Source organism: Pseudoalteromonas sp. TB41, assembly GCF_000497975.1.
Classification (GTDB): domain Bacteria; phylum Pseudomonadota; class Gammaproteobacteria; order Enterobacterales; family Alteromonadaceae; genus Pseudoalteromonas; species Pseudoalteromonas tetraodonis.
Window position 1 is genome coordinate 43,461 of record NZ_AUTH01000014.1, and the last position, 26,121, is coordinate 69,581.

Consider the following 26,121-nt stretch of genomic DNA (forward strand, 5'->3'; position numbering starts at 1 on the left):
TTCATTCTTGTTAATTATATTTATGTCATTATCTTTATCGCAAAGTCGCTTGCATCATATTGATCTATTACGCGGCATTATCATCATATTTATGGTGATAGATCACGGCATGTATTATTGTCTAAATTATTCAGTAACTGATCCCATGACCATACCCGGAACAGATGCGCTTACTTTTTTCACACGCTTTATATCGCATTTCTGTGCGCCATTATTTGTATTTTTAGCAGGCCTCTCTGCCGCTATTACAGAGCATAAATACACGTGTACTCGTCAGTTTGCTAACGCTTTAATAGTTCGAGGCTTAGTGCTTATTTTATTTGAGTTTACAATTGTGTCATGGTCATGGAGTTTTAATCCTCTTTTCCCGATGTTATATGCTCAAGTAATTTGGGCGATTGGCTGGGGCTTTGTGGTGCTTGGCTTGCTTCGCTTAACAGGTATATACCCTGTATTTATAGCTGGCTTATTACTGGTATTTGGTCATAACTTACTTGATGGCATTACCTTTGAAACTAATACAATAGCGCATACACTGTGGTCTATCGTTCATCAAAAAAATGTATTAGCACTGCCGTTTGGTTTTTCTATTAGAACGACCTACCCCGTTGCGCCTATTGTTGGACTCATGTGTTTGGCTTATTGTGCAGGTGTATATTATAAATCTCAGCATTATAGTAAAAAAGTGATGAATTACGCGTTTATTATGGGTATGAGCTGCCTAGCACTATATTCAATACTACGCGGCTTTAATTTATACGGTGATATGTCACAGTTTTCTACACATACAGATCCACTGCTGACTATTATGTCGTTTTTAAATCCGACTAAATATCCGTTGTCGTTACAATTTATGTTACTTACTGTAGGGCTTGGTTTAATTGCGTTAAAACTGTTGAGCCACTTAAAGGCTAGTTTTTCGCAAAATTTTCTGCAAGTACTAGGTAAAACCAGCATGTTTTCCTACCTCACTCACTTGTATTTGCTACATGCTATCAGTTGGCTTTTAATACCTGCTCTTGGTTTTAACTTTAGTGATATGACCTATGGTGAAACCCTTGTTGGCTTACCATCTGGGTATGGTATGAGTTATATTGCGACCATGGCGATGATAGCTGTAGTGGTTGTGCTTACCGCCTTACTCGCTAAGCGCTACTTAAACTGGAAATATCGTAATAAAAACAGCCTGATTGCTAAATATATTTAGTAATCGCCCCCACAATATATTGTGGGGGAAATACTCGATAAAATGTTTCGTCACTTTATCAGATAGATTAATTTAATTTTTTGAGTGCTTTTTTTAATGCATCATAATCGACATTTATAAATGATAACGCTTTGGTTCGCTCTTGTTGTTAATTGAACTCTGAATTACTCCAGACCCTAACGAAATCTACTAGCATGTTAGCCTCAAAATCATCACTGATATTCTTTTCATTACCATCCCAACCACCTACTTGTAACGATAAAATAATATAAGAAGGTAAACTTCCAACTCGGTCGTCATAGTGCTCCCAGACTTTTTCACCATCTATATACATACCGACATAACCAGGCTGCCAATGCATGCCATATATATGGAAACCATCTGAGGAATAATTATGATAAAGCTCGCCGGAATTTACTGACTTATGTTGGCTACCGTAACCATCCCAATGCAGAGCTGAGATACTGATGTCTTCCCCCCAGATACCTAAACTCTCCATAATATCAAACTCCATTCCCTGATCGAATGTAGGTGAGGTATCTCCCCAAGTGTCTTTAATTAAAAGAAATGGTTCTTGACCATAATTAGTATCTGCATAATTACCTCCACGCACAAAAGCATCTTCAGTCGGGAATAAACTTTCTTCATTTACAATTAAAGCGGGCCTATCAGAAATATTATTCGCTTCACTGCTAAAAATTTTTATAAGCTGGCTACGCATATAATTGTCAATCAATGCAAAGCTCGCCTCTTTACCAGAACTTTTTTGCTCTCTTATATAACTGGTAACATCCACTTCAATTATGTTTCCCGTAACCTCTCCATAGCTATGACTAAACCATAAGGGATCGACCTGCGGTTTAGTATTCCAAGTTACAGTATCTTGGGACCAATCTGCGGAAAGTGTTTTATGCACAGCTATGCTGCTTTGAGTGTTTGCTTCAGAGATCTTAAATCTTAATAATGCAGAAGAAATAGTAGTAGATACATCATCAAGATTAAATTTTAATAATGACTGCCTCCTATAAGTATCGTTACCATAAATGCCTTTGTCAGGTAGTAACCAAAATGCAGGCCAAGCACCATGTACTGAGTCATACTTAATTTTGGCTTCAAAGTAACCATATTTTTGTCTAAATTTACGAAAAGTACTTACCTCAGCGGCTTTATAAAAGTAACGTTTAGTTCCTTGATTTAATGTGTTTTTTTCTGCTTCAAACCGTAACATTTCATTTTCAATGCGAATAGTTTCTCGCCCAGCATTACCTGCGATACCACTCATTCCTAGATATTGCTTTCCAACATGCCAATTATTAGGGTTTAATAAAGTTGAATTAAAATTATCTTCAAAAGTCAGCTCCCAATTACCAGCTAATGGCGGAGAAATGTTATTATCTGGCTCTCCCTCAACAAAGGAAACCGAGTCCATGTAAAATCTACCTGTTCCAAGAGGGCCTTGAATACCAATAGCCAGGACTTTCTCATTTTCATCAAGATTAAAGCCATTGAGATTGATTCTAATCGTGTGCCATGTATCGTCTGAAAAATTATTATGGCCAGGCAAACCATCCAATGTCCAAAATTCGTTATTGGTTTCATCAAGATTTATTTTTAATGAATCGTTACCGCGACGAAACATTAAAGTGCCCTTATTTCCTGATTTTCTGTATATTTTTGCCTCAAGTATTGAATTTTTAAAAGGAGGTACTTGAGCAATACGTAATCCTGATTGAGTCCAGTAGTGTGCCTGCATTAATATAGCTCTTTCGCCAGCAGCTACAGGCTCACCAATTTTAGTTAAAGTCGATTCACTAGATGAGGTTGACCACAATGAAGTACCATTACGTGGTTTGTCATCAAATAAAATAATAGACGCAAAACTAAGTTTAGACAGAAAGAGTAAAGTACATAAAGTGAGACTTTTTTGCCCTATAAGCCAGCGTTTTAATGGTATTAATTTCATCACTACTCCTAAAGTAATTAATAAAATTGAGTATTTAACCTATCTGAGCAAAAAATTATAGTAACTATTTATAAAGTTCTTGATGCATAACAAATAATACTTTTTAACTTAATAAAATAAATAACACACTACTAATTAATTATTATATTGTATGCAACAAACCTAATATTTTCAATTTATCAAGGTGCTTTATTTTTAATGCGGAAGAAGAGATTAGTAATTTGAAGTATTTGCAAAGAGGTGAAGTTTTAATATTTTTGTTAAGGAACTAATTAGCGCATTAGTTAAACTACAATATGGGTTCATACATTAAAAAAGGCGCTTAAAAAGCGCCTTGCTAACAAGTATGTGTGCTTAGAACATATCTTGATAGGAATGTGTTGTATTGAATGTAATTGCTTTTTCAAAGCCTGGCAGCTGAATGCTGTGCTCATCAATAACAATGTCATTTTCATCAATCAGCCCATCACCAAAACGATAAACTAGCGCGTATTGACCTAAATCTGCTTGTTGTTGATAGTGCTGTTGTGCTTCATTTACCGCTGCATGCTTGCTGGTATAAAGCCCCATCATTTCATCGCCATGACGCTTAGCAAGCATCTGCATCGTTACTTTTGCTGAAAGCACTGTGGCTGTTGCATTATTACCACCAAACCCTTTAGAGTTTATAAATGCAATATCCATATCACCACAATCATAGTGACTGTTACGAATATCTAAATGATCTGCATAAACATCATCAGCCACTTTATCTATAGTGGTAATACCCGGCATAATATTATGACTAAATACACCTAAGGCAATGGCAAGCTGATCGCCACTGGCAGGTGCTATAGTATGGCCAACATACGCTTTAGGGGCGGTTACTTTCCAATTATCTATTGCAAATGTTTGCGCTACTTTATGATAAATTAACGACTCAGTTACGCGGTTTTGTGGTGTGCTTGAACCATGGGCTAAAATAAAGCTACGTTGCTGTAATGCCTCTTTACCTAGTAAGCTACTGGCAAGTGCAGCCGATTTTGCCATGGTAATGTAGTTACCAGGCCCAGGTGAAGTAATTGATTTTTTTACTCCATCGGCGTTAACAAATACATCAGGCACACAGCCCATAATGTCTGCACCTAGTTCAAGTGCCAGCGCATCATCCATTAATATAGCCACTTGTGCGCCTTCACCTAAAGTAAAGCCACAGTTTTCGCCAAATGGGCGGCTGCTTCTACGATAATCAGGTTCATCGTCATGACTTAAATCATCTAAGCGGCGCAAACCTTCAATATTAGCCAGCGCACTCATATTGCCAAAGCCTTCAACCACTTCAGGGGTAATCGCACATTCTACACTTGCCACAATTGCAACACGTGTGCGCCCTGCTTGTATATCATTTACTGCTGCGCGCAAGTTATATAAAAAAGTAGCACACGCACCCGATGTAGAAAAAGTAGTCCCTACATTGCCCGTAACATAGGCATTGATAAAATCGGTCGACATTGTATTTAAACCCAGTGCTAGCTGCTTAGTGCTGACGCGATCACCCTGCTGGCGCGCTTTGACTAACCCACCTAAGCCTTTATCGTCCATTTGGCCAATAACCGATGCTGAATAGGTACCAATTTTATCAGGCTCAACACTATTCATAATGTATTGCCAATCAAGTCCGGTTGATTTTATTGCATCGGTGGCAGCAAAAATAGTGGCTTGTAAACCACGAGGTTGGTAGCGGCTATTGTACATAATTGACGGATCAAACCCTGTGGGTAGTTGCCCAGCCGATTTAATTGGGTTATCACGAGTAGAATCATGCTTAATATCAAATTGAGCAGCAATAGTTACTTTCACTTTTTTATTTTCAAGCTCTTCTACGTGCCAACTTTCAGGTACTGGCGAAGGTAAATCACGACGGCGTGTTTCAAACACAATCGCGTTTTCATCCGATGCGGTTAACGTCATTTTTTGCTGCCACGGCGTGGCATCCACATCAAAATGTTGTTTTTCAATTTTGCGAATTAATGTACCTGCAATAATTTGCTCACCAAAACGTGCTTCTATGTCGCTTTGCTCAACATTATTGCCTTGCATGTCTTGTAGTTGTCCATTCACAACACTCACTAAATTCATTAATGTGGCGAGGCCTAAAAATGTTTCTTGGCGAGCTTGAGACTCTAAGCTATCTAACACGATACGACGATAACCTTGATGAAAAGAAGTACGGCCAGCGGCATTAATGCCTCCCATGCCGACAATGACGGGTAATGCGGTCATAATTTACCTTTAAAAAAACGTGTTATAAGAATATGGAGTTAGTTTAAATGGATTACGCACACACCTTTGTGCTTTAATAGCCAAATATTAAGCACAAAAGGCCAAAAACAACTGGTCGGAGCATTTAAATGAGCAATAATCCAACAAATCCACCATTAAATATAGCCATTGCTGTTTACTCGCACCTACTGGTAACTAGTTTAACCCTGCCAATTGAAATGCTCCGAGCAGGTGAAGCGTTCGCCAAAGGGCACACTAGTAAGCAACACTTTAGAGCGCTGAATATTCATTTAATTGCTAAAAATATGGCTCCTATTGCAACCAGAACAGGTTTAGCCATCGTGCCTGATTGCAGCAGTGATAACGCCCCCTATTGCGATTTAATCATTGTTCCGGGTATTTGGCGTAATCCACGGCCGGTTGTTAAAACGAATCAACCAATAGTTAATTGGCTCAATGAGAGTTTTACGATGGGAAGCCATATTATTGGTGTTGGTACCGGCAATTGTTTGCTCGCAGAAGCCGGTTTACTTGATGGTCACCCTGCAACCACTCACTGGCATTATGCCAAGCAATTTTCTCAAGATTATCCAAACGTTAGCTTAAAACCTGATTTTTTTATTACCCAATCAGAGCGCATGTATACGGTAGCCAGTTTAAATGCCTTAGCTGACGTTATTGTTCATATTATTAGCCAATACTATGGTAAAGAAGCGGCGCAGCATGTTGAGCGGAACTTTTCACATGAAATACGTAAACCCTACGAAGATCAACGCTATTTAGAAGGCGCCGTTAACCGACATGCTGATGAACTTATTGCACAAATACAATTTTGGTTAAAAACTAATTTATCTAGTGAGTTAGATTTACAAGAAGTCGCGGCACAATTTAGCTTAAGCTACCGCACGTTTACACGCAGGTTTCGACTTGCTACAAATCAAAGCCCTATAGAGTACTGGCAGCAGCTACGTGTTGAAGGTGCAAAAGAATTACTGGCCTCATCGAACTTATCAATTCAGGAAGTCGCGTTAGAAGTTGGCTATAACGATCAAGGGCATTTAACCCGTGTGTTTAAAAAGGTATTGAGCCAAACCCCGAGCGAATACAGAAAAGTAGTCAGACGAAAGTTATTTGGTTAATGTTTCTTTGCCCTTGTTTGATATTTTAGTCAGGCCGTTGACAACGCAGTTTCGACCGTTGTTTTTAGCTAAATATAAATAATTATCGGCTAATCTTAAAATTTCACTCAGGTGAGTATGCTCATGTGCATCAATACCGACCAAGCCAATACTGATAGTGATGTTTAACGTGCTCTGCATATAAGTAAATTGATGATTTTGTATGTCAGTTCTTAGCTTATCCATTGTGATTATAGCGACCTCTATGTCGTCATTTACCACCAATGTAAATTCTTCACCGCCAAAACGATAAACATGTTCATCGCCTAAATGTTTTTTAAATAACTGTGTTAATTGTACCAGCACTGAATCACCGGCATCGTGCCCATATTTATCGTTTACTTTTTTAAAAAAATCCAGATCAGCTAAGGCAAAAAAATAGGGGTTAGAAAAGTCGATATGGTTATGAAAATGGCTTTTAAAAGCACGCCGGTTATAAGCCTGCGTTAAGCTGTCGCGTAATGCTAAATTAATAATTTCCTCTTGATTAGAGGCTCTCATCGATTCAAAAACATGTGAAACACCCCACACAATAATATACGTCAGAGAAAGATTAATGATGAGCTTAAAATTTATTTCAACTAACCGTTTGTCGATAACATAAAACAGCAATAACAACGTAATCAAAAAGCCAAAGCTGCTTATAAAACCATGCTTTTTTCCAAACAATAAGTAAACCAATACAGGAAGAGTACACACCCAATGCGATATGCCAGTCTCTAGATTAATTGCGGTGATAGCAAGCAACACAACCGCAAAGTAAATATAAATAACAGCATAGCTATGCCATAATTTAGAGCGGTTTGTTCTCGTTTGGTGATAGGTATAAATACAAAAAAAAGCTAATGCAAGTTCAATAAAGCCCAAAACATAATTTTTACTCATAAACACATTAACGTAAGCCACAACTAAAGCAACTAATGTAATTATTAAGCTTATATTTTTGAATACGGTTAATCTGACTGATTCTGTTTTATCAAATGAATGCTGATGCATTAATATCCCTCTAAATTATTACCTCCCATAAACTTCAAGCATATCAGCCTAGCATTAAAAAATAGATAATAACTACAACTTATATGTAAGCCTACTTACTATAACAGCTAATATTAGCCTAAATTTAAATATGCGTGAACAAAGATTGATAGGCCTTGATTAGATCTTTTTATATATATAAATTATAGTATTACTCATTAGGTGTAGTGGTATTAACATAAGGAGATAGCCGATGGATGAATTAACCAATTTGCTTGTCGAACAACACAACAATGCATCCATTAAGGCTAAACTAGCTAACTTACTCACTTTGGTCCGTAAACATTTAGATATGGATGTTGCTTTTATATCTGAATTTATTAACGATGAGCGTGTTTTTAAAGTGGTCGATAACCCCTCTGAAAACCAAGTTGTTAAAGTGGGTAATGCCGATCCGATTAATGAAACGTATTGCCAACAAATCACCGACAACAAGCTTAGCCCTATTATTACTAATACCAAAGCAAACCCAATAACCAAAGCGATGCCGGTTACAAAAAAATTAGGTATAGGGGCATATATAGGTGTACCTATCAACCTGTCAAACGGTAAATTATATGGTACGTTTTGTTGTTATAAATCACACCATGATGAGAGCTTAAATGAGCGCGATTTATCTTTTTTAAATATTATTTCAGAAATAGCGACCGGATTAATTGAAAAGAGTTTAGATAAAAGCGTATCGTACAACCACACAAAATCAACTATTGAGCAAATTATTGGCGATAATGATATTAGTATCTATTTCCAGCCTATTTATAGTCAACTAAATAATAAAGTTGTAGGTTTTGAGTCGCTTGCACGTTTTTTAACCACCCCTTATAAAACCCCTGATATCTGGTTTGAAGAAGCGAGTAAGGTGGGTTTAAGTGAATCATTAGAAATGCTGGCCATTAAAAATGCAGTAGCCAGTATGGCAAAGTTTAATAATACAACTTACATTGCCATTAATTGCTCGCCTTCGCACATTCTTAGCAGTGCACTTGAACGAACATTACAACAGATTGACTGCACTAGGCTGGTATTAGAAATTACTGAACATTCGCCAATTTCTAATTACGAAAAAATGCGAGCTGCACTTAGGCCTCTCAGAAACAAAGGTCTGCGCTTGGCCATTGACGATGTTGGCGCTGGCTTTTCCTCATTTCAGCACATACTAGAGCTTGAGGCCGATATTATAAAATTAGATATTAGCCTGACTCAAAATATAAACACAGACGATCGTAAATTTTTACTGGCAAAAGCACTGTGTGGATTTGCAAAAGCAATCGACTGCACCATTGTTGCCGAAGGGATCGAAACCGCAGAAGAACTAAACTCGTTAAGAATACTCAATGTAGACAGTGTACAAGGTTATTTTATTGGCCGCCCTGCACCAATTGAAGATGCGCTTAGCTTCCAAAACAAAGCACTACCCGCATAAAAACGCCACTAATTAGTGGCGCTCGGTATCAATACTGTCTTTTCGATAATAGCGTTTATGATAACTTTTCACTTTAGCATGCACGCCTTTACTTAAGCTTTTAAACTTAGCTTCTAGCACGTCAACGCCATATAAAATACCCACCACAAGCACCGAGAGCTTAATAGCAGCCCCGAGGTTTTCAGTTGCTATCATCACGCCAATGGAGGCCAGTACCCAAATGGTGGCAGCAGAGGTAACCCCGACTACCGCACCGTCTTTTGCGAGCATTACGCCTGCGCCTAAAAAGCCGATGCCGGTAATTATTTGCCCGACTACGCGAGAATGATCAATCACATCCCCTTGTAAATTAAACGCAGTCGATAAAAACAAGTAAGTACCTAAGGTGATCAGTGCAGAAGTACGGATCCCTACAGGTTTGCCACGCAATTGCCGTTCTATACCAATAATAGCCCCACAAAAAGCCGCCGTACCAATAGCTGCCCACGAGTATGGGGCTACATCGATAAAATCTAAAAATGTCACTTAAAATCCTAATCTATTATTTTTTACCAATAGCAACTGCCGTTCTAAGCCTTTGACTACCAAAAGCCGACATTTTACTAAAATCGCTGCGTGCAATTGGCACATATTGACAGTCAATCGCTAATTGATTGTCGTTACCTGGTTCGCAAAACGGGTCATGTACGTACACACAGTGCGCATCTAAATGAGTAACACATACCCAATGCGGTGATTTTTTTCCATCAAACCGATAAGTGCTTATTAACAGTAACACACTAAAACCTTGGTTTAACCACGTCTCTATATCGGTTAGTTCAACATCTTTATAGGTAACAGGAATATTAGCCGAGGCTATGCCTTCAACAAATTGCTGATGTACTGTCGCCAGCACCGTTTTTTTATTATCACTGCGTACCCCATCTAAAAATAATGGCTCTGAGGTATTAACAATAACCTCACTTTTAAATCCCCGTTTATTTGCAGCCAATGCCAAGCCAAACGGATGACAACCGCCATGTCCCGAGGTCATAAAAATGGTGGTGCCTTCACGCCATAAAGCTAATTCATGTGACTGACTCAGCTCTGTGCTGTTATCAAGCGAGCCCATTGCCATTAATAATGCCGCAGGCCCACAGGTAAACTCGGTAGTTTGCTGATACCATGGCGTTAAACGCTCAACTTGCAACTCGCTGGTTTGACGGATGTTTTTTTGCATGCGCAAGGCATCACTGTGATCATCGTAATAATCACTGTACTGACCAAAAACACGATACCCTACACTTTTATAAAGCCCTATGGCGCTGTCGTTATTTACTGCCACTTCTAAACGCAAATAAATACGCCCACGCTCACTAGTGGCTTTTTCAAGGGCTTTAAGCAGCGTTTTAGCGATTCCTTTGCCCTGCATCGTCGGTAATACGGCTAACGAATACAAACGCGCTAACCGCGTGCCTTTATGGCACCACACCAAACCGTAACCACATAATTGCGCATTGTGCTCGGCAACTAATAAAATCCCATGTTTAGCACTAAGCCAGCGCTTTAAACTTCGCGCACTAAGCTTATCGTTACTAAAGCAGGCATTTTCAAGCGCCACTAAGGCGTTTAAATCACTCGCGCTTGCAGGGCGAATACTAATATCCGCCCCTGCAAAAATCGTTATATCAGACAATGCGTTAAGCATTAGCCGCGACCTCGTGCTTCAAGGCGCTGTTTAAACTCATCCATAATGATCATGTATAACTCATCACCTAAGTAACCATCTTCTACTTTGTGATCAATACTTGGGTTATCGTTTACTTCCAACACATACGCACGGCCTTGATGCTCTTTTACATCCACACCGTATAAACCCTTACCCACGGTTTTACATGCTTTTAAAGCAGCATCCAGTACAGCTTTAGGTAATTCAAACGTAGGTAATGTTTCAAAGCCACCCGAGAAAAAGCGTTTTGCGTCATGGTTATATATTTGCCAATGGTTACGCGCCATTAAATAACGACACGCATAAATAGCACGACCATTAAGTACCCCTACACGCCAATCATATTCTGTGTACATGTACTCTTGCGCCAGAACTAACGCACTTAAAGCAAATAATTCACTAAGCTTAGCTTCTAATTCATCACGATTAGCAACTTTATACACGCCTTTTGAAAACGACCCTTCTGGCATTTTTAATACCAGCGGATAATTAAACGACGCTTCTAGTTGCTCAATTGTGTCTTTTGATTGATCTGCGACCACCACGGTTTTTAAGCTCGGTACTTTCTGATAATTGAATGCATCATGTAAGTACACTTTATTACAGCATCGTAAAATAGACTCCGCATCATCAATCACCACTAAACCTAGGCTTTGCGCTTTACTTGCAAGGCGGTACGTTGGGTGATCAATCGCTGTTGTTTGTCGAATAAACAACGCATCAAATTGGGCAATATTGTCTATTTCCTCAAAGCTAAGTGCTTTTGCGTTAATACCATGTTTCGCTGCTGCTTTTATAAAACGGGCTATTGCATCTTTATCACTTGGCGGTACTTTTTCGTTATGATCAACCAATATCGCCATATCCCAACGGAAACGGCGCTCTACTTTACCAATACGCCATTGCGTTTGGGTAAACTCATTTAGCTTTTCAATAAACGCAGCATATTGTTGCTCGCTTAGGGACGCTAATGATCCTTGTTGTAATAGGCCTTGCTCATCAACAAATAAAATAGGCGCTGGGTATTGTTTAAATACCGATTTAGCGGCTTTAGCTTGTTGATCATTTCCCGCATGACCAAAATAAACAGCACCATCAATATGGCCAATATTTTGTAATGACGCTTGATTGCTTCGAAGCGCGTTAATTGTTTTTACACTCGGTAATACTTGGTGCTTGCGCGCCTCAGCAAGTAACGAACAGTAATAGCCTTTACTTAAATACTGGCTAGCATCACATAGATTTATTATGCGGGTTTTTGGTTCGTTGCGTTTTGGGTAGTCACGCAAATAGGTGTTAAAGGTAATGACATTTTCAAATGAAAGAGCAAGCGTTTGCTCATTGTTATCAACCACAATTAAGGTTTTAAACACGACTTTTCCTAGTTAAGTCAAAATATACAAAGCAGCCTTGCTAATCAGTTAGCTCAGCGAATAAAACAGCAAATAGAAACACCCATCGCACTAAGTGCAGCATTTAGCAAATCACTTAATACGATAGGTGCTTTAACGAATATCTACTATAAACGTTAGCGCTTAAATTGCTTAAGCGACAGGTGATTTATATGCCCTTTTTTAGATGCGCACAAACGAGATATTTTTAGCGTAAAGATAAAAATTTTTGATGAACTTTTTTATTGCTAATTTGTGTTTTAAAATAGCCAAAATTTAATACTAAAAGTGATCATCATGTCTCTTCCCGCTTGTCCTAAATGCCAATGTGAATACGTTTACGAAGACCAACAGCTGCTTATTTGTCCAGAATGTGCCTATGAGTGGAACCCGAATGTTACTAATGACGAAGACGCTATTTTAGTGAAAGACGCAAACGGCACTTTACTTGCTGATGGCGACAAAGTAACCGTAGCTAAAGATTTAAAAATTAAAGGTAGCTCACAAGTTATTAAAATTGGCACCAAGGCCTTAGTAAGACGTGTACTTGATAAAAAAGATCATGAGCTTGACTGTAAAGTAGATGGCATAGGTGAAATGATGGTGACGGCTAAATTTGTTAAAAAAGCCTAAACCCATTGAAATAAACAATTAAATACAGCAAGAACCTGTGTAATCTTGGCGCTTTATTGCATTAACAAACTGACATCCACTTTAACTAATTGATTTTCAGCGCCTTTTAAAAAATTGAAAATCTAAATTCAGTTCTCAAAGTGGTGTGTTAGTTGTCTAGTATTACTACTTCTGCTTTGTGAAAGTGTGTTTTTGCGCTTTGCAAAACATCGGCAGTAAACTTTGAGTTTGGCACTGGTATATCAATAACATTGCCACTTTTACAAAATAAAGTAACGGTATTTGACGCTAGCTGTATTTTAATTATCGCCCCTTTGGGAATAAGCTGCATTCTACTTTTATTATTATTGAACCAGTGAGGTTTTTTGCAAAGTAGAACGTTTTCTCCAATATCAGAAAAAACACGCTCAGGCCTAAAGGTTAAGTACTTTATAATTAAAGCCGTGAGTAAAACACCCGTAATTGTGACGGTAAAAATCCCTATCTCCATAATATTCCCTTAAATTTATGTCCTTTATTTAACTGCTTATCCGTTAATGATTATCAGACTCAAGCAAATCTTATAAGTTCACGCTATAAATGCCTTAGTTGTGATTGAGTGAAACCAGCTAACATCGAGTTATAAACACCCCTTAACTAGTTTATTATATTAGCTTATTAGATAACACAGTTAATGTTTCATCGTAAGCGCGTTGATTAAAGTTACTTGAGTGTGGGTTCATAAAACCATGTAAATAATTAACATGCTTTACATTAACATTAGCCTTTGTTGCCAGCTCAACGTGCAGTGATTTAACATCAAAGTGCGGTTCATAATGCGGAAGTATAAGTTCAATCTCAAACTGTGGTTGTAAGTCTGTATGGTGCCTAATTTGCGAGCTGTAAAAACAAATGCCCTTAGTTATCGTTTTAATCGCCGGATGTGAAGACATTGACCAAATTGCCGATGCGCCAACACTAAAACCAATCAATATGATGTTACCAGCGAGTGGTTTAATCGCTTTTTGTAAAATAGCGACATACTCATCAAGGCCAATATGCTGACTAAAATACTCATAGGCCTGCTGTTCACTGTTAAATGCCATATCCACCCCGCCATAGGGATCGACAATAGACTGAGCGTTTAGTTCTTCAGCTAATGCTTTTAAAGCCGCTGTTTTACCAAATATATCACTAACCAAAACTAAGTTCATAAACGGCTCATCTTTAATTTTATTCTTTAAGTTTCAGGCAATTATTTAACAAAGAAGCCTACGAGATGCTGCGTCTCAAAGTAAGAGACAAATAAATACTACATTCAAAGCACTTTAACCACATCGTAACTATGTTTTACATCACCGAGTGTTAAACTAACTTCATCATCGACTTGTTTACCTAATAACTGTTGGCCTAATAGTGCACCAGAGGTAAGTACTTGAATAGTTGTGCCTTTAATATCAACGGTTAATCCACCAGCTGCTGGGCCTAAATAAAACCATTTTTGTGTGCCTGCATCATCTTCTAAACACACCAATGAACTGACTGCTATTGTGCCTGTAACGACGTCGTTGTAGATGGCTTCAAATAGTTGTATTTCTTTATAACACTCATTCACCCGATCAGCGTGACCTTGCGCTAAATACGCAGCTTCAAGCCCGAGCGTATCATATTGAGTTTCTGCAATACTTTCTTCGTGGGTCGCGGTATCGTGGGCTGTTTGAGCTGCAATTTTCGCAGTATTGAGCTGCTCTTCTAAGGCAAAACGCAGGTGCTCTGTAACATGGGCTTTATTCATTTGGAAATTCACTAAATACGGTAAAAATAATTTTGCCATTTTAGCATTGTTGCTACACCTAACACTATCCCTTTGCTGTGTAACAACAATGCTGATTTAAGCCTATGGCATATCCATTAATGCCTGCGTTTGCTGATCCACTTGCTTATCGTAGTTTTTAGCACTTAACCCAAGTAGCTCGGGTAATGTTGCAGCAATACAAATGGACGATAACGTGCCTACGACTATTCCTGCAAACAGAGCAATTGCAAATCCCTGCAGCGGCGCCCCTGCTAACAGCCAAACACTTGCAACCGTTGCGAGCGTAGTCCCGGAGGTAATAAGCGTACGAGTTAAGGTGCTTTTAATAGCACTGTTGATAATACTGCTTGGTTTGAGTGTGATGTTTGTTGGTATGCGCAACAGCTCGCGCACCCTATCTCCAACTATTATTGAGTCATTTAGTGAGTAGCCAATAATCGCCAACAAACTGGCTAAAACAGTTAGGTTAAACTCTATTTGTAACCATGAGAATAAGCCAACCACCAGCACTAAGTCATGAAATAAAGCCACCACAGAGCCTAATGCCAAACGCCATTCAAAACGAACAGCTAAATAAATCATTACCGCGACCATCGCAGCAAATAATGCTAAGCAGCCTTGTTCAAATAGTTCATCACCCACTTGAGAGCCAATATAAGCCGATGATAAAACCTCAGCATTTATAGTTGGGTTTTGGCTAATAGCCGTTTTCCAGTCATCGTTATTGCTTGTATTATTGGGGCCTTGTGTTAGTTGAAAATGATTATTGCCCTGTGCTGTTAGCTCAAATTCACCCTGATGATTTTTTGCAATAAATTGCTCAAGCTGTTTTAGTTCAACACCTTGGCTGGTGGTAAACTCTGTTAAGTATCCACCCGTAAAATCAAGGCCAAAGTTTAGCCCTTTTTGTGCAATGGTGAATACCGACAACAACACAAATATGGCGCTGATCAGCATGCCTGTATAACGTATACGAGACCCTGCCTCACATTTTAAAAAAGAATTAAGCATGCGCGTTTACTCCTGCTTTTTTACCCAGCTTTAAATATAAGCTTTGGCTTAAATATTTCGATACATACACACCAGTAAATACCGATGTGATAAGTCCCAGCGCCAGCGTTATAGCAAAGCCTTTTACAGGGCCATAACCTATACCATATAAAATAATCGCGGTGATCATCGTGGTAATATTGGCATCTAAAATCGTATTCGCAGCTTGTTTATAGCCCTCTTGTATCGCTTGATATGGAGGACGTCCTTTGCGGCGCTCTTCTTTAATGCGTTCAAATATAATCACGTTAGTATCAACTGCCATTCCTATGGTTAGCACCAAACCTGCAATACCAGGAAGTGTTAAAACCACCCCAGGTAATAATGACATTAACCCCACTAAAGACGTTAAATTTAAAACTAACGCAACATTTGCAATAAGCCCTAAACGACGATACCACAGCGCCATAAAGGCAAGCGTTAACCCCATGCCTAACATTAACGCCGCCAATCCATTGTTAATGTTGTCTTGGCCAAGGCTTGGACCAATAGTTTGTTCATGTACTATGGTCACTGGCGCCGTAAGCGATCCTGCACGTAGTAATAGCGCTAAATCGGCAGCCGCTTGCTGGCTTTGCATATTGGTTATACTAAAGCGTGAGCTTAAATGCTGGGCTATATTCGCCACATTAATGACTTCGCTTTTTTTAACCACTTCACCTTTAGCATTTTGTGAATACTCTGAATAGAGCGTTGCCATCGGCTTGCCTATATTCGCTTTAGAAAACGTCGACATAGCATCGCCACCTTGGCTATCTAGGCTCAGTTGTACTAAAGGTTTACCCCAGTCATCACGGCCAATATTGGCATTATTAATGTGCTCACCAGTAAAAATAGGCACAGGGTCGAGCTTAATAGTCCCACCCGATTGCAAATTAAATGTTTGCCCGCCAATCTCTTTAAGTTGATAAAATCCAAGTGACGCGGTAGCACCAATAATACGTTTTGCCTCGGCTGGGTCTTGGACGCCGGGTAGCTCAATGCGAATGCGCTGCTTACCTTGGCGCTGTGTAACCGCCTCGGTAATTCCTAACTCTTCAATGCGTGAGCGAAGCGTAGTGAGTGTTTGGCTCATGACTTGTTTATCAAATGCGCTGCGCCCTTGCTCAGAATAACTCACTTTAACGACCTGTAAGTTGCCATGAGTTGATGTGGTTATAGTTAGATTTTCAAAGCGGCTTTTAAGGTCGCTAATAACTGAGGTTAGCTTTTCAGCTGCATTTTCTAATGCACTTATTTCAAAGCCTTGGTTAGTTTGCTTTGCTTTAACACCATAGGCTTTTTGTTTAACAATAATGGCTTTCGTTTGCTGGTAAGCACTGAGTAATTGCTCATCAATGGCTTTATCTAAATCAACATCAAGTACAAACAATACTCCGCCGTTTAAATCAAGACCCAGCTTTATGGGCGATAAACCAAACTCTTGTAACCAAATAGGGCTGGTTGCATGTTCTACAATTTTAACTTGTGTATTTGGGTAATTCGATTTTATAGCCGCTTGAGCTTGGGCACTTTGCGTAGGTGTATTTAAAAGCACATTAATTGTTGCTTGGTTTTCTACCCCTTGGCTGACCTCAAAACCTTGGCTATTTAAAAAGCGCACTATGTTTTCAGTACTTGGTAGTGCTTGTGTTTTAACCTCAGGTGCGGCACTAATATGCAACCACGATTTATTCGGGTATAAATTAGGTAAAGCGCTTATTGCCAGTAAAACCAATACAACCAACATGGCTACATAGCTTAATTTAAATTTAGCCATAAATGGCTTTTTTTGTTTTTTAAAACTTAACATAGTTGTTCCTTATTACTAGGCATAGCCCAGTAACGTACCTATTAGGCACAATTAAACTTAAGGTCAAAACGCGATGCGTTAAAACCAATTAACGATAATTAAGGAACTTTAAGCGTGGTAGGTGGTTACAGCGGTGTATAACAGATTCGCATCTTTCCAGCCGCTCAAGCGCGACTTTTTACTTTTAAATACCCAGGTATACCAAGGCTGATTTATGGTGACTGCTTGCGGTCGCAAAAAAATATGCCTACACCCATTTAGCGCAAAAAACTCATGCACTACATCGTATTCAGGATCGCCCTGCGCACTGTGTAAAAATAAAAAAGAGTTATTGGCTGTTAGCCTAGGTTGATGCGCAGCAAACTCAGAATGCTTTGAGTTTTTATGCTGTAAATTGCCTAGCGATTTTAACGGTGTGGGAGCGTTAGTTAAATTTTCGACATTACCAACATGGCTATAACTGCTTTGGTTATTGTTTAATTCGTGTTTTACACCCATAGCATGGCTTTGCCCACTAAAGAGTGCGGCAAAAAACAAGCATGTAGCTAAAAAAACGCGAAATTTAAACATCTGTCATTTAAAACTAAAATAAAGGATAGATAGTATATAAGGGCAGCTAATTAAAATACAATAGCCAACATTAAGCTATTTCATTTATATAAAAACAATACTGAGATCCTCGATGCGCTCCAGACAAAGTTCAGTAAAACGCCCCGATGCCATGAATTTAAAACAAAGCATTCAAACTCTTTGGCCTTATATCACTAAATTTAAAGGGCGTGTGCTGATTGCCATATTAGCGCTTGTGGGTGCTAAAGGCGCGACATTGCTCATGCCATGGGCTTTAAAAGAAATAATTGATGCGGTTGATAAATCAATTAACCCGCTACTGCTCGTCCCAACCTTATTACTCGTTATGTACGGCGCACTGCGATTTGCCAGCGTGTTTTTAGGTGAAGTACGCGATGCTGTATTTTCTCGAGTCACCGAGCATGCCATGCGTGATATTGGCCTTAAAGTATTTAAACATTTGCATTCGTTAGATTTAGCCTTTCATTTAGACAGACAAACTGGCGGTATAAGTCGAGACATAGAGCGCGGCACCAGTGGTTTGAGCTTTTTAATGCGCTTTTTAATGTTTAATATTGTGCCCACGTTGTTTGAAATAATGACCGTGGCGATTATTTTTGGCACCTTATTTTCTATTTGGTTTGCGCTGATCACCCTACTTGCTGTGGCTATTTATATCTTTTTTACCGTGGCAGTTACCCAATGGCGAAACCGCTTTATTCGCGAGTCAAATGCTGCCGACAACCAAAGTAACACACGCGCCATCGACAGCTTATTAAATTACGAAACCGTTAAATACTTTAATAACGAAGAGTATGAAGCTAAAACTTACGATACGTTTTTAGCAACCTGGGAACAAGCACGATTAAAAAACAGACTCTCGTTACTGGCGCTAAATTCAGGGCAAGCACTCATTATTGCCTGTGCAATAACCGCATTAATGTGGCTTGGCGCAAGCGAAGTTGTCACGGGCGAGTTAACGATTGGTGAACTTGTGATGATCAATGCGTATATGATTCAACTCTTTTTACCGCTCAACTTTTTAGGGTTTGTGTATCGCGAAATACGCCGTGCCCTCACCGACCTTGAAAACATGCTCGGCCTGCTTAATACACAACCTAAAGTGGCGGATGCTCATGAGGCTAAAGAATTGGTCATTAAACAAGGTGAAATTAGCTTTGATAAAGTAAGCTTTCACTACGACAGTAAAAGGCCTATTTTAAAAAGCATTAGCTTTAATGTTGCTGCCGGCTCAAAAGTCGCGATTGTGGGTGCAAGTGGTGCAGGAAAAAGCTCATTAGCCCGATTACTGTATCGCTTTTATGAGCTGTCATCAGGCACTATTAGCATAGATAAACAAGCAATTAATACAGTTACTCTTGCAAGCTTGCGTAAAGCCATTGCGATAGTCCCCCAAGATACTGTGCTGTTTAATAGCACCATCCGTGAGAATATTGCCTATGGCAGACCCTCAGCAACTGAAGATGAAATAAATAAAGCAATTAACATGGCGCACTTAACCGACTTTATAAATAGCTTAGACAAAGGCGATAAAACCCTCGTGGGTGAGCGCGGGTTAAAAGTCTCAGGGGGTGAAAAACAACGGATTGCCATTGCCCGTGCTATTTTAAAGCAATCACCCATCTTAATCTTTGATGAAGCAACTTCCGCGCTCGACTCTCATGCAGAGCAAGCTATTTTAAAAGCAATGCGAGAAGTGGCAAATGATCACACCAGTATTGTTATTGCACACCGACTTTCGACCATAACCGACGCAGACTCAATTATTGTTTTAAAAGCTGGTGAAATTATTGAACAAGGCAAACACCAAGAACTACTAAATCAAAACGGTGAATATGCCCGTATGTGGGCATTACAGCAAAAGCAGTCAAAGGCGCAATAAACTAAGCCGCTCAAGAACGATTTAAGTAGTTGAGTATTTTTTTGCTATTTTGATAGTATTTTATTCATCTTATCGACCGGTACGGTTATTCACCTCAAAAGGTTTGTTTGAAGTGAAGTTATCAATACAATCAAATAGCTATTTTTATAACAAAAATATAACGAATTAAATAACGTGAATTCATAGGGGAAAGTAATGAAAAAAAGTTTAATTGCAGCGGCACTCGCCGCTACATTTATTACCGGCTGTTCAGAGCCACAAACTACAAAAACTGAGCAAGTCGCAGCAGTCGCTGAAAAACCACAAGCAACTGAGCAAGCTGAATTAGGCACTTTTGGGGTTGATTTAACTGCCCGCAATGAAGCTGTAAAACCAGGCGATGACTTTTTTATGTATGCCAGCGGTTCATGGTACGACAACTACGAAATGCCAGCAGATAAAACACGCTATGGTGCGTTTTCTGCGTTAGCTGAACGCAGTGAAGAGCGTGTAAAAGAAATTATTGAAGATATTGCAGCACGTGAAAATTTAAATGCAGAAGAGCAACTAGTTGCTGATTTTTATAATTCGTACATGGATACCGACACGCTAAATAAGCTCGGTGTGACTCCCATTAAGCCATTGCTTAACGATATTAACGCTGTCGACTCAACTGATGACTTAGCAAAAATCTTTGGTAATTCATGGCTCACTGGTGTTAGCGCCCCAATTGGTGGTGGTATGTGGTTTAACCGCTTAGATCCTAATAAATACGAAATGTCGTTAGGTGCTGGTGGTTTAGGCTTACCTGATCGTTCATATTACCTTGAAGATGCAGAGCGTTTTGTAAAAACTCGTGAAGCGTATGTTGCACATATTGCCGACATGCTTAAATTTGCTGGTGTTGAAAATACCACTGAACGTGCACAAGCAATTTTAGCGCTAGAGACAAAAATTGCAGAAGGTCATTGGCCACGTGAAAAACGCCGTAATCGTGACATAACGTTAAACCAAATAAAACGCGACGAGTTAAGTACTCAGTACCCTGGATTTAATTGGGATTTATACTTTGCGCAAACAGGTTACAAAGTACCGCAGCTAAACGTGTCGCAGCCTGAACCTGTAAAGGCCATGATTGATTTAATCAACAACGAAGATATAAGCGTATGGAAAGACTACCTAACATACCATGCAATTAATGGTAACGCTGGGCTGTTGTCAGAAGACATATTTAACACCAGCTTTGCTTTCTTTGGTAAAGAGTTAAATGGTCAACAAGAGCCTCGTCCGCGCTGGAAACGTGCGATCAGCCAAATGTCAGGCACTAGTTCACTAGGCTTTGCGATTGGTAAAATTTATGTAGATCGTTACTTCCCTGAGTCATCGAAGCAGCAAATGTCTGAGCTGGTTGAAAACTTACGCACAGCCCTTGGCGAGCGTATTGATAACCTAGATTGGATGGGCGCAGAAACAAAAGTAAATGCGCGTGCAAAATTAGCGGCGTTTGTGCCAAAAATTGGTTACCCAGACGAATGGCAATCTTACGAAGGCTTAAGTATTAGCAAAAATGATTTAATGGCTAATGTAAAAAATATGCGTGAGTTTTTCCAAGCCGATAGCGTTGAAAAAGAGCTGAAAAAGACCGACCGCAATCGCTGGGGTATGACACCACAACGTGTAAATGCTTATTACAATAGCTCATTTAATGAAATTGTATTCCCTGCCGCTATTTTACAACCGCCGTTTTTCGATCCAAATGCAGATCCTGCGGTAAACTACGGTGGTATTGGTGCCGTGATTGGCCACGAAATGGGCCATGGCTTTGATGACCAAGGGTCAAAATCAGATGCTAACGGCATACAACGTAACTGGTGGACTGACGAAGACCGTGCTGCTTTTGATGCTAAAGCCGACAAACTGGCGGCTCAGTACAGCAAATATGAGCCAATTCCAGGTAACTTTGTAAATGGCCGCAACAGCTTAGGTGAAAATATTGGTGATGTAGGTGGTTTAGCCATGGCTTATCATGCCTACAAACTAAGCCTAAATGGTAAAGAAGCCCCTGTGATTGATGGTGTAACCGGCGATCAACGTTTCTTCTTAGCGTGGGCACAGGTATGGAAAGAAAAACGTACTGAGCAAAGCATGTTAAATCAATTACGTGGCGGTACGCATGCGCCAGGTCGCTTTAGAGCACAAGCTCCTCGTAACCACGACGCTTGGTACAAAGCATTTGATGTAAAACCAGGTGATGAGTTGTACTTACCAGAAGACGAACGTGTTCGTATTTGGTAATCCCCTGACAAACGTTCATCATTTGTAACGAATAAACAACCCGCTTCGGCGGGTTTTTTTATTTTCCATTCATAATAACTGTTCCCCCCGTTACTTAGTAATCAATCTCAATACTTACTAGCCCTGCCCGGCATTTACCTTTAGAATATGGGCTTGCAAATTTTTTCAATTATTTATACATATTAAGGCGAAACGCAGATGGGAAGAGCTTACCAAAACAAAAAAGATTCAATGGCTAAAACTGCGGGTGCTAAAACTAAAGTTTATTCAAAATACGGTAAAGAAATTTATATTTGTGCAAAAAACGGCGGTGTTGATCCAGACGGTAACCTAGCACTGCGTCGTTTAATTGAACGCGCTAAAAAAGACCAAGTACCGGCTCACGTAATTGAACGCGCTATTGATAAAGCCAAAGGCGGCGGCGGTGAAGACTATGCAGCTACGCGCTACGAAGGTTACGGCCCAGGTAATTGCATGATTATTGTTGACTGTTTAACCGACAACAACAAACGTACCTTTGCTGATGTACGTGTGTGTTTTACTAAAGCAAACGCTAAAATTGGCGCACAAAACTCGGTATCACACTTATTTGATCACCTTGCTATTTTTGTATTTGACGGTGACGACGATGAAACCGTACTTGAAGCGCTAATGATGGCTGACGTTGATGTAACCGATGTAGAAGTAGAAAACGGTAAAGTGACTATTTTTGCCCCTCACACTGAATACAACAATACGCGTACCGCACTTGAAGAAATGGGTGTGACAGAATTTGACGAAGACTTAATTGCCTTTGTACCCCAAGTAGAAGCCCCTATTGAAGGCGAAGATGTAGAAGTGATGGAACGCTTTTTAGCCATGCTTGAAGATTGTGACGACGTACAAAACGTGTACCACAACGCACAATTTTAAGCGTTAAAGCTTAATCGTGTTTAAAGGCCAACTTAGTTGGCCTTTTTGTTGATTTTAAAATGGATTATTAATTTTGAATACCCTTTCACAACTTCGCAGCGGCCAATTACATGGTGCAAAACACCTACAATTAGTTGAAGCGCTAAGCCACTTTCCAGAGGAAATTTTTACCCTCGCGGATACCCTCGAAGTCTTGGATTTATCTAATAATAACTTATCTGATTTACCTGATGAATTTGCCTGCTTAACAAAATTAAAACGACTGTTTTTATCGTTTAATCAGTTTAAACATATACCTAAAATACTTGCTAAGTGTCCTGCTTTGATAATGGTTGCATTTAAAGGTAATTACATCACTGAATTTGCAGATCACTGCCTACCTAAAGCGATTGAATGGCTTATTCTTACAGATAATAAAATAGCTAAGCTGCCTGCAACATTTGGCCAATACACTGCGCTTAAAAAGCTGGCATTGGCAGGTAATCAGCTCAGTGAGCTACCAATAAGCATGGCAAACTGCCATAACCTGGAACTAATTAGGCTCTCTGCAAATCAGTTAACTCAAATTGATGATTGGCTATTTGAACTACCAAAGCTGACTTGGCTTGCATTTGCAGGTAATTGCTTTAATAAATCACAGTGCCTTACCCAATCAAATTTAGCCAATAAACCACTGAGTGACTACTCGCTCAGTAAAGTAATAGGCCAAGGCGCATCAGGGATTATCCATCTTGCTTATTCAACGAATAAAGAGCCGGTTGCTGTTAAGTTATTTAAAGGGACTATTACAAGCGATGGTTATCCGCTGGATGAAGTTAATTGCTGCTTGCAAGCGCTTGAGCATCCAAACTTAATTAAAGTACTGGCTTACATTGAACAACAGCAACAGCTTGGTTTAGTGATGGAGTTAATTGATACAAGCTTTACAAATCTAGGCTTACCGCCGAGCCTTGATACCTGTACTCGAGATACATTTGAAAGCGATTGCCACTACTCTACCCAAGTAATTTATGCCATAGCGCAGCAAATGGTTAGCACTGTGGCCCACTTGCACCAGCACAATATAAGCCATGGTGATATATATGCGCACAATACCATGGTTGACCCGCACGCGCGTGTGCTGTTTGGGGACTTTGGCGCGGCCACTGATCTTACTATGCTCAGTGACTATCAACATCAACAAATGCAGTTAATAGAAGTGCGTGCTTTGGGATGTTTAATCGAGGATTTACTCACAACCTGCCAAGAGCAAAACGCTGAAGTCATGCACTTAAAACATATTGCGCAGCAATGCATGAGCGAAAATATCGCACAGCGGCCAACACTTAGCGCATTAGCTGACTTTTTATAGTGGTTATGCGGCCATTAATATTATGGCCGCAAGCTAGAATGAACACTATTTTTGTTTTTTAAACGGGTAAATTTGTTGCTTTAGCATACCTACAGGCATGTAATCACCCACAACCCCATATTCTTTAGGCCACTCTGCTTGCCCTTTTACTGCAGAGCCAAACAAGTAATCTAAAAACGAAAAATGGGCTGCGTAATTTCTATCAATTGCGGCTTTATCGGATGCGTGATGCCAATGATGAAACTGCGGTGTAACCATAAAATACTTTAACCACCCAAATTTTACATTTACGTTAGCGTGATTAAATACCGCTTGAAAGCCTACAATAATCACGTACAAACTAATAATTTGCTGTGAAAAACCCAGCACAAATATAGGCGTTAACACTAAACTACGGGTAACCAGTATTTCTAAAATATGCTGACGAGAGCCTGCTAACCAGTCCATTTCTTTGGCACTGTGGTGCACACCATGAAATCGCCATAAAAAGGGGACTTCGTGATACGCACGATGTGTCCAATACTGCATTAAATCAGCCACCAAAATAATTAAAAATAGCTGCAGTATAAACGGCATTTGCGCTATGTAACCTTGTAATGTGCTCGACACCGCCCAACCAAAACCATAATGAACAAAATGATTAGTAACCAGTAATACAAAGCCCACTATTAGATGATTGACAAAGAAATGGTTTAAATCCCCGCGCCATTCACTACGCAATATTTTTTGCTCTTTTCGATGCGGAAGTAGTTTTTCAATTAAAATAAAAATTAAGGTTGAGCCTAATAAGTCTAGGGCGTGTTGATCTTTGTGGTATGAAAAACAAACAGCATGAAGATAAGGTATAATTGAATTCGCCAGAAAACTTTACACCGAACCTACATGCCAAGATTAATGCTAACAGACGGGACATGGAATGTCTTATCAAAAGTAATGTACTTAAGTGGTCGAATTTATAATAAGCCCGACCATAGAAAAACGCTCGAAGGCATACTGTATAAGATGCGCACAGGTATTCCATGGCGAGATTTACCTTCTGATTTTGGCCGTTGGAGTGCTATCTACAGACGGTTTAATTTATGGTCCAAAAAAGGGATTTTGAATGAACTGTTTCGCGCATTATCTCGTGATGCGGACATGGATTGGGTCTTCATTGATGGCAGTATTGTCAGGGCTCATCAACATAGTTGCGGTGCAAGAACTGCTGACAATGAATCAATTGGAAAGAGCCGAGGTGGAAATTCTACGAAAATTCATCTTGCAGTCGATAGCGGAGGGTTGCCTGTTTATTATGAATTATCCTGTGGAAATACGCATGATATCGTCCATGCAGAGTCACTCGTAGCTAATTGCCCAACAAGTAATATGGTTGTCGCAGATAAAGGCTACGACAGTGAAAAACTGAGAGCGTTTGTTCGTGATAATAACGCTACACCCGTTATTCCACGTAAGGGCAACAGTTTAGTAGGCAATGAAGATATTGACTGGTGCATGTATAAATATCGGCACTTGGTTGAGAATGCATTTGGCCGTATTAAGCAATATAGAGGGATAGCCACGCGGTATGAAAAGCTTGAACGAAATTATCATTCAATGCTCGCTTTAGCATTTACTATGATGTGGCTACCAATGTGGGCTGATTGATATATGTACTACAAAGATCAACAGCCCCTA

Annotated in this window: 21 protein-coding genes and 1 pseudogene; 9 read left to right on the top strand and 13 right to left on the bottom strand. The window is 39.6% G+C overall.

Annotated elements, in window-relative coordinates; all coding sequences use genetic code 11:
* Positions 1-22: 22 nt before the first annotated feature.
* Entirely contained in the window at positions 23-1,207 is a 1,185-nt protein-coding gene (locus L641_RS0102685; RefSeq protein WP_024601047.1) for an acyltransferase family protein, read from the top strand.
* Positions 1,208-1,355: 148 nt separating this feature from the next.
* Here the strand turns inward: L641_RS0102685 and L641_RS0102690 are convergent, their stop codons facing one another.
* A complete protein-coding gene (locus L641_RS0102690; RefSeq protein WP_024601048.1) occupies positions 1,356-3,170 on the bottom strand; it encodes a DNRLRE domain-containing protein in 1,815 nt (604 codons plus the stop codon).
* A 354-nt stretch (positions 3,171-3,524) separates the two neighbouring features.
* Positions 3,525-5,432, bottom strand: coding sequence for a beta-ketoacyl synthase (locus tag L641_RS0102695; protein ID WP_024601049.1), 1,908 nt, complete (start codon positions 5,430-5,432; stop codon positions 3,525-3,527).
* Between the two features lie 128 nt (positions 5,433-5,560).
* Here L641_RS0102695 and L641_RS0102700 point away from each other — a divergent pair, with 128 nt between their 5' ends.
* Entirely contained in the window at positions 5,561-6,571 is a 1,011-nt protein-coding gene (locus tag L641_RS0102700; protein ID WP_008110511.1) for a helix-turn-helix domain-containing protein, read from the top strand.
* Here L641_RS0102700 and L641_RS23530 read toward each other — a convergent pair.
* The gene (locus L641_RS23530; RefSeq protein WP_024601050.1) at positions 6,560-7,606 is read right to left on the bottom strand and encodes a GGDEF domain-containing protein; all 1,047 of its coding nucleotides are present in this window, start codon (positions 7,604-7,606) and stop codon (positions 6,560-6,562) included. The genes L641_RS0102700 and L641_RS23530 overlap by 12 nt on opposite strands.
* A 232-nt stretch (positions 7,607-7,838) precedes the next feature.
* Between L641_RS23530 and L641_RS0102710 the strand changes: the two genes are divergently transcribed.
* Positions 7,839-9,068, top strand: a complete 1,230-nt coding sequence (locus L641_RS0102710) for an EAL domain-containing protein (RefSeq protein WP_024601051.1) — start codon at positions 7,839-7,841, stop codon at positions 9,066-9,068.
* Positions 9,069-9,080: 12 nt separating this feature from the next.
* Here L641_RS0102710 and L641_RS0102715 read toward each other — a convergent pair whose 3' ends face one another.
* Genes L641_RS0102715 through L641_RS0102725 form a run of 3 tightly spaced genes read right to left on the bottom strand, consistent with a single transcriptional unit; the run spans position 9,081 to position 12,149 of the window.
* A complete protein-coding gene (locus tag L641_RS0102715) occupies positions 9,081-9,593 on the bottom strand; it encodes an MgtC/SapB family protein (protein WP_013464839.1) in 513 nt (170 codons plus the stop codon).
* A 16-nt stretch (positions 9,594-9,609) separates the two neighbouring features.
* Entirely contained in the window at positions 9,610-10,755 is a 1,146-nt protein-coding gene (locus tag L641_RS0102720) for a GNAT family N-acetyltransferase/peptidase C39 family protein (RefSeq protein ID WP_024601052.1), read from the bottom strand.
* On the bottom strand, positions 10,755-12,149 hold the full coding sequence (locus tag L641_RS0102725) for a RimK family protein (RefSeq protein WP_024601053.1): 1,395 nt from the start codon (positions 12,147-12,149) through the stop codon (positions 10,755-10,757). Before L641_RS0102725 ends, L641_RS0102720 begins: the two co-directional genes overlap by 1 nt.
* 315 nt (positions 12,150-12,464) lie before the next feature.
* Here L641_RS0102725 and L641_RS0102730 point away from each other — a divergent pair, with 315 nt between their 5' ends.
* Positions 12,465-12,800 carry a zinc ribbon domain-containing protein YjdM gene (locus tag L641_RS0102730; protein WP_013464836.1) on the top strand — a complete coding sequence of 112 codons (336 nt, stop codon included), beginning with the start codon at positions 12,465-12,467 and terminating at the stop codon, positions 12,798-12,800.
* Positions 12,801-12,948: 148 nt separating this feature from the next.
* Here L641_RS0102730 and L641_RS23535 read toward each other — a convergent pair whose 3' ends face one another.
* The 6 genes from L641_RS23535 to L641_RS0102760 all read right to left on the bottom strand — a co-directional run bounded on the left by L641_RS23535 (position 12,949) and on the right by L641_RS0102760 (position 18,007).
* Positions 12,949-13,290 carry a hypothetical protein gene (locus tag L641_RS23535; protein WP_231485830.1) on the bottom strand — a complete coding sequence of 114 codons (342 nt, stop codon included), beginning with the start codon at positions 13,288-13,290 and terminating at the stop codon, positions 12,949-12,951.
* A 154-nt stretch (positions 13,291-13,444) separates the two neighbouring features.
* Positions 13,445-13,993, bottom strand: coding sequence for a hypothetical protein (locus L641_RS0102740; RefSeq protein WP_024601054.1), 549 nt, complete (start codon positions 13,991-13,993; stop codon positions 13,445-13,447).
* 104 nt (positions 13,994-14,097) lie between these two features.
* On the bottom strand, positions 14,098-14,574 hold the full coding sequence (locus tag L641_RS0102745; protein ID WP_024601055.1) for a hypothetical protein: 477 nt from the start codon (positions 14,572-14,574) through the stop codon (positions 14,098-14,100).
* Between the two features lie 102 nt (positions 14,575-14,676).
* Entirely contained in the window at positions 14,677-15,606 is a 930-nt protein-coding gene (secF, locus tag L641_RS0102750; protein WP_016899961.1) for a protein translocase subunit SecF, read from the bottom strand.
* The gene (gene secD / locus L641_RS0102755; protein ID WP_024601056.1) at positions 15,599-17,437 is read right to left on the bottom strand and encodes a protein translocase subunit SecD; all 1,839 of its coding nucleotides are present in this window, start codon (positions 17,435-17,437) and stop codon (positions 15,599-15,601) included. Before secD ends, secF begins: the two co-directional genes overlap by 8 nt.
* A 108-nt stretch (positions 17,438-17,545) precedes the next feature.
* On the bottom strand, positions 17,546-18,007 hold the full coding sequence (locus L641_RS0102760; RefSeq protein WP_024601057.1) for a hypothetical protein: 462 nt from the start codon (positions 18,005-18,007) through the stop codon (positions 17,546-17,548).
* 112 nt (positions 18,008-18,119) lie between these two features.
* Between L641_RS0102760 and L641_RS0102765 the strand changes: the two genes are divergently transcribed.
* The 4 genes from L641_RS0102765 (at position 18,120) to L641_RS0102780 (ending at position 24,447) form a co-directional block, all read left to right on the top strand.
* Positions 18,120-19,910 (top strand): ABC transporter ATP-binding protein/permease, encoded by a 1,791-nt coding sequence (locus L641_RS0102765; protein ID WP_024601058.1) that lies wholly within the window; start codon positions 18,120-18,122, stop codon positions 19,908-19,910.
* A gap of 195 nt (positions 19,911-20,105) precedes the next feature.
* On the top strand, positions 20,106-22,184 hold the full coding sequence (locus L641_RS0102770) for a M13 family metallopeptidase (RefSeq protein WP_024601059.1): 2,079 nt from the start codon (positions 20,106-20,108) through the stop codon (positions 22,182-22,184).
* Positions 22,185-22,382: 198 nt separating this feature from the next.
* Positions 22,383-23,096 (top strand): YebC/PmpR family DNA-binding transcriptional regulator, encoded by a 714-nt coding sequence (locus L641_RS0102775; RefSeq protein WP_024601060.1) that lies wholly within the window; start codon positions 22,383-22,385, stop codon positions 23,094-23,096.
* 73 nt (positions 23,097-23,169) lie between these two features.
* Complete coding sequence (locus tag L641_RS0102780) at positions 23,170-24,447, top strand: protein kinase (protein WP_024601061.1); 1,278 nt, start codon at positions 23,170-23,172, stop codon at positions 24,445-24,447.
* Positions 24,448-24,492: 45 nt separating this feature from the next.
* Here L641_RS0102780 and L641_RS0102785 read toward each other — a convergent pair.
* A pseudogene (locus L641_RS0102785) lies at positions 24,493-25,242 on the bottom strand (sterol desaturase family protein); the annotation flags it as partial.
* Positions 25,243-25,329: 87 nt separating this feature from the next.
* On the opposite strand from L641_RS0102785, the gene L641_RS0102790 reads away from it, so the two are divergent.
* Entirely contained in the window at positions 25,330-26,091 is a 762-nt protein-coding gene (locus L641_RS0102790; protein WP_024600859.1) for an IS5 family transposase, read from the top strand.
* Positions 26,092-26,121 lie beyond the last annotated feature (30 nt).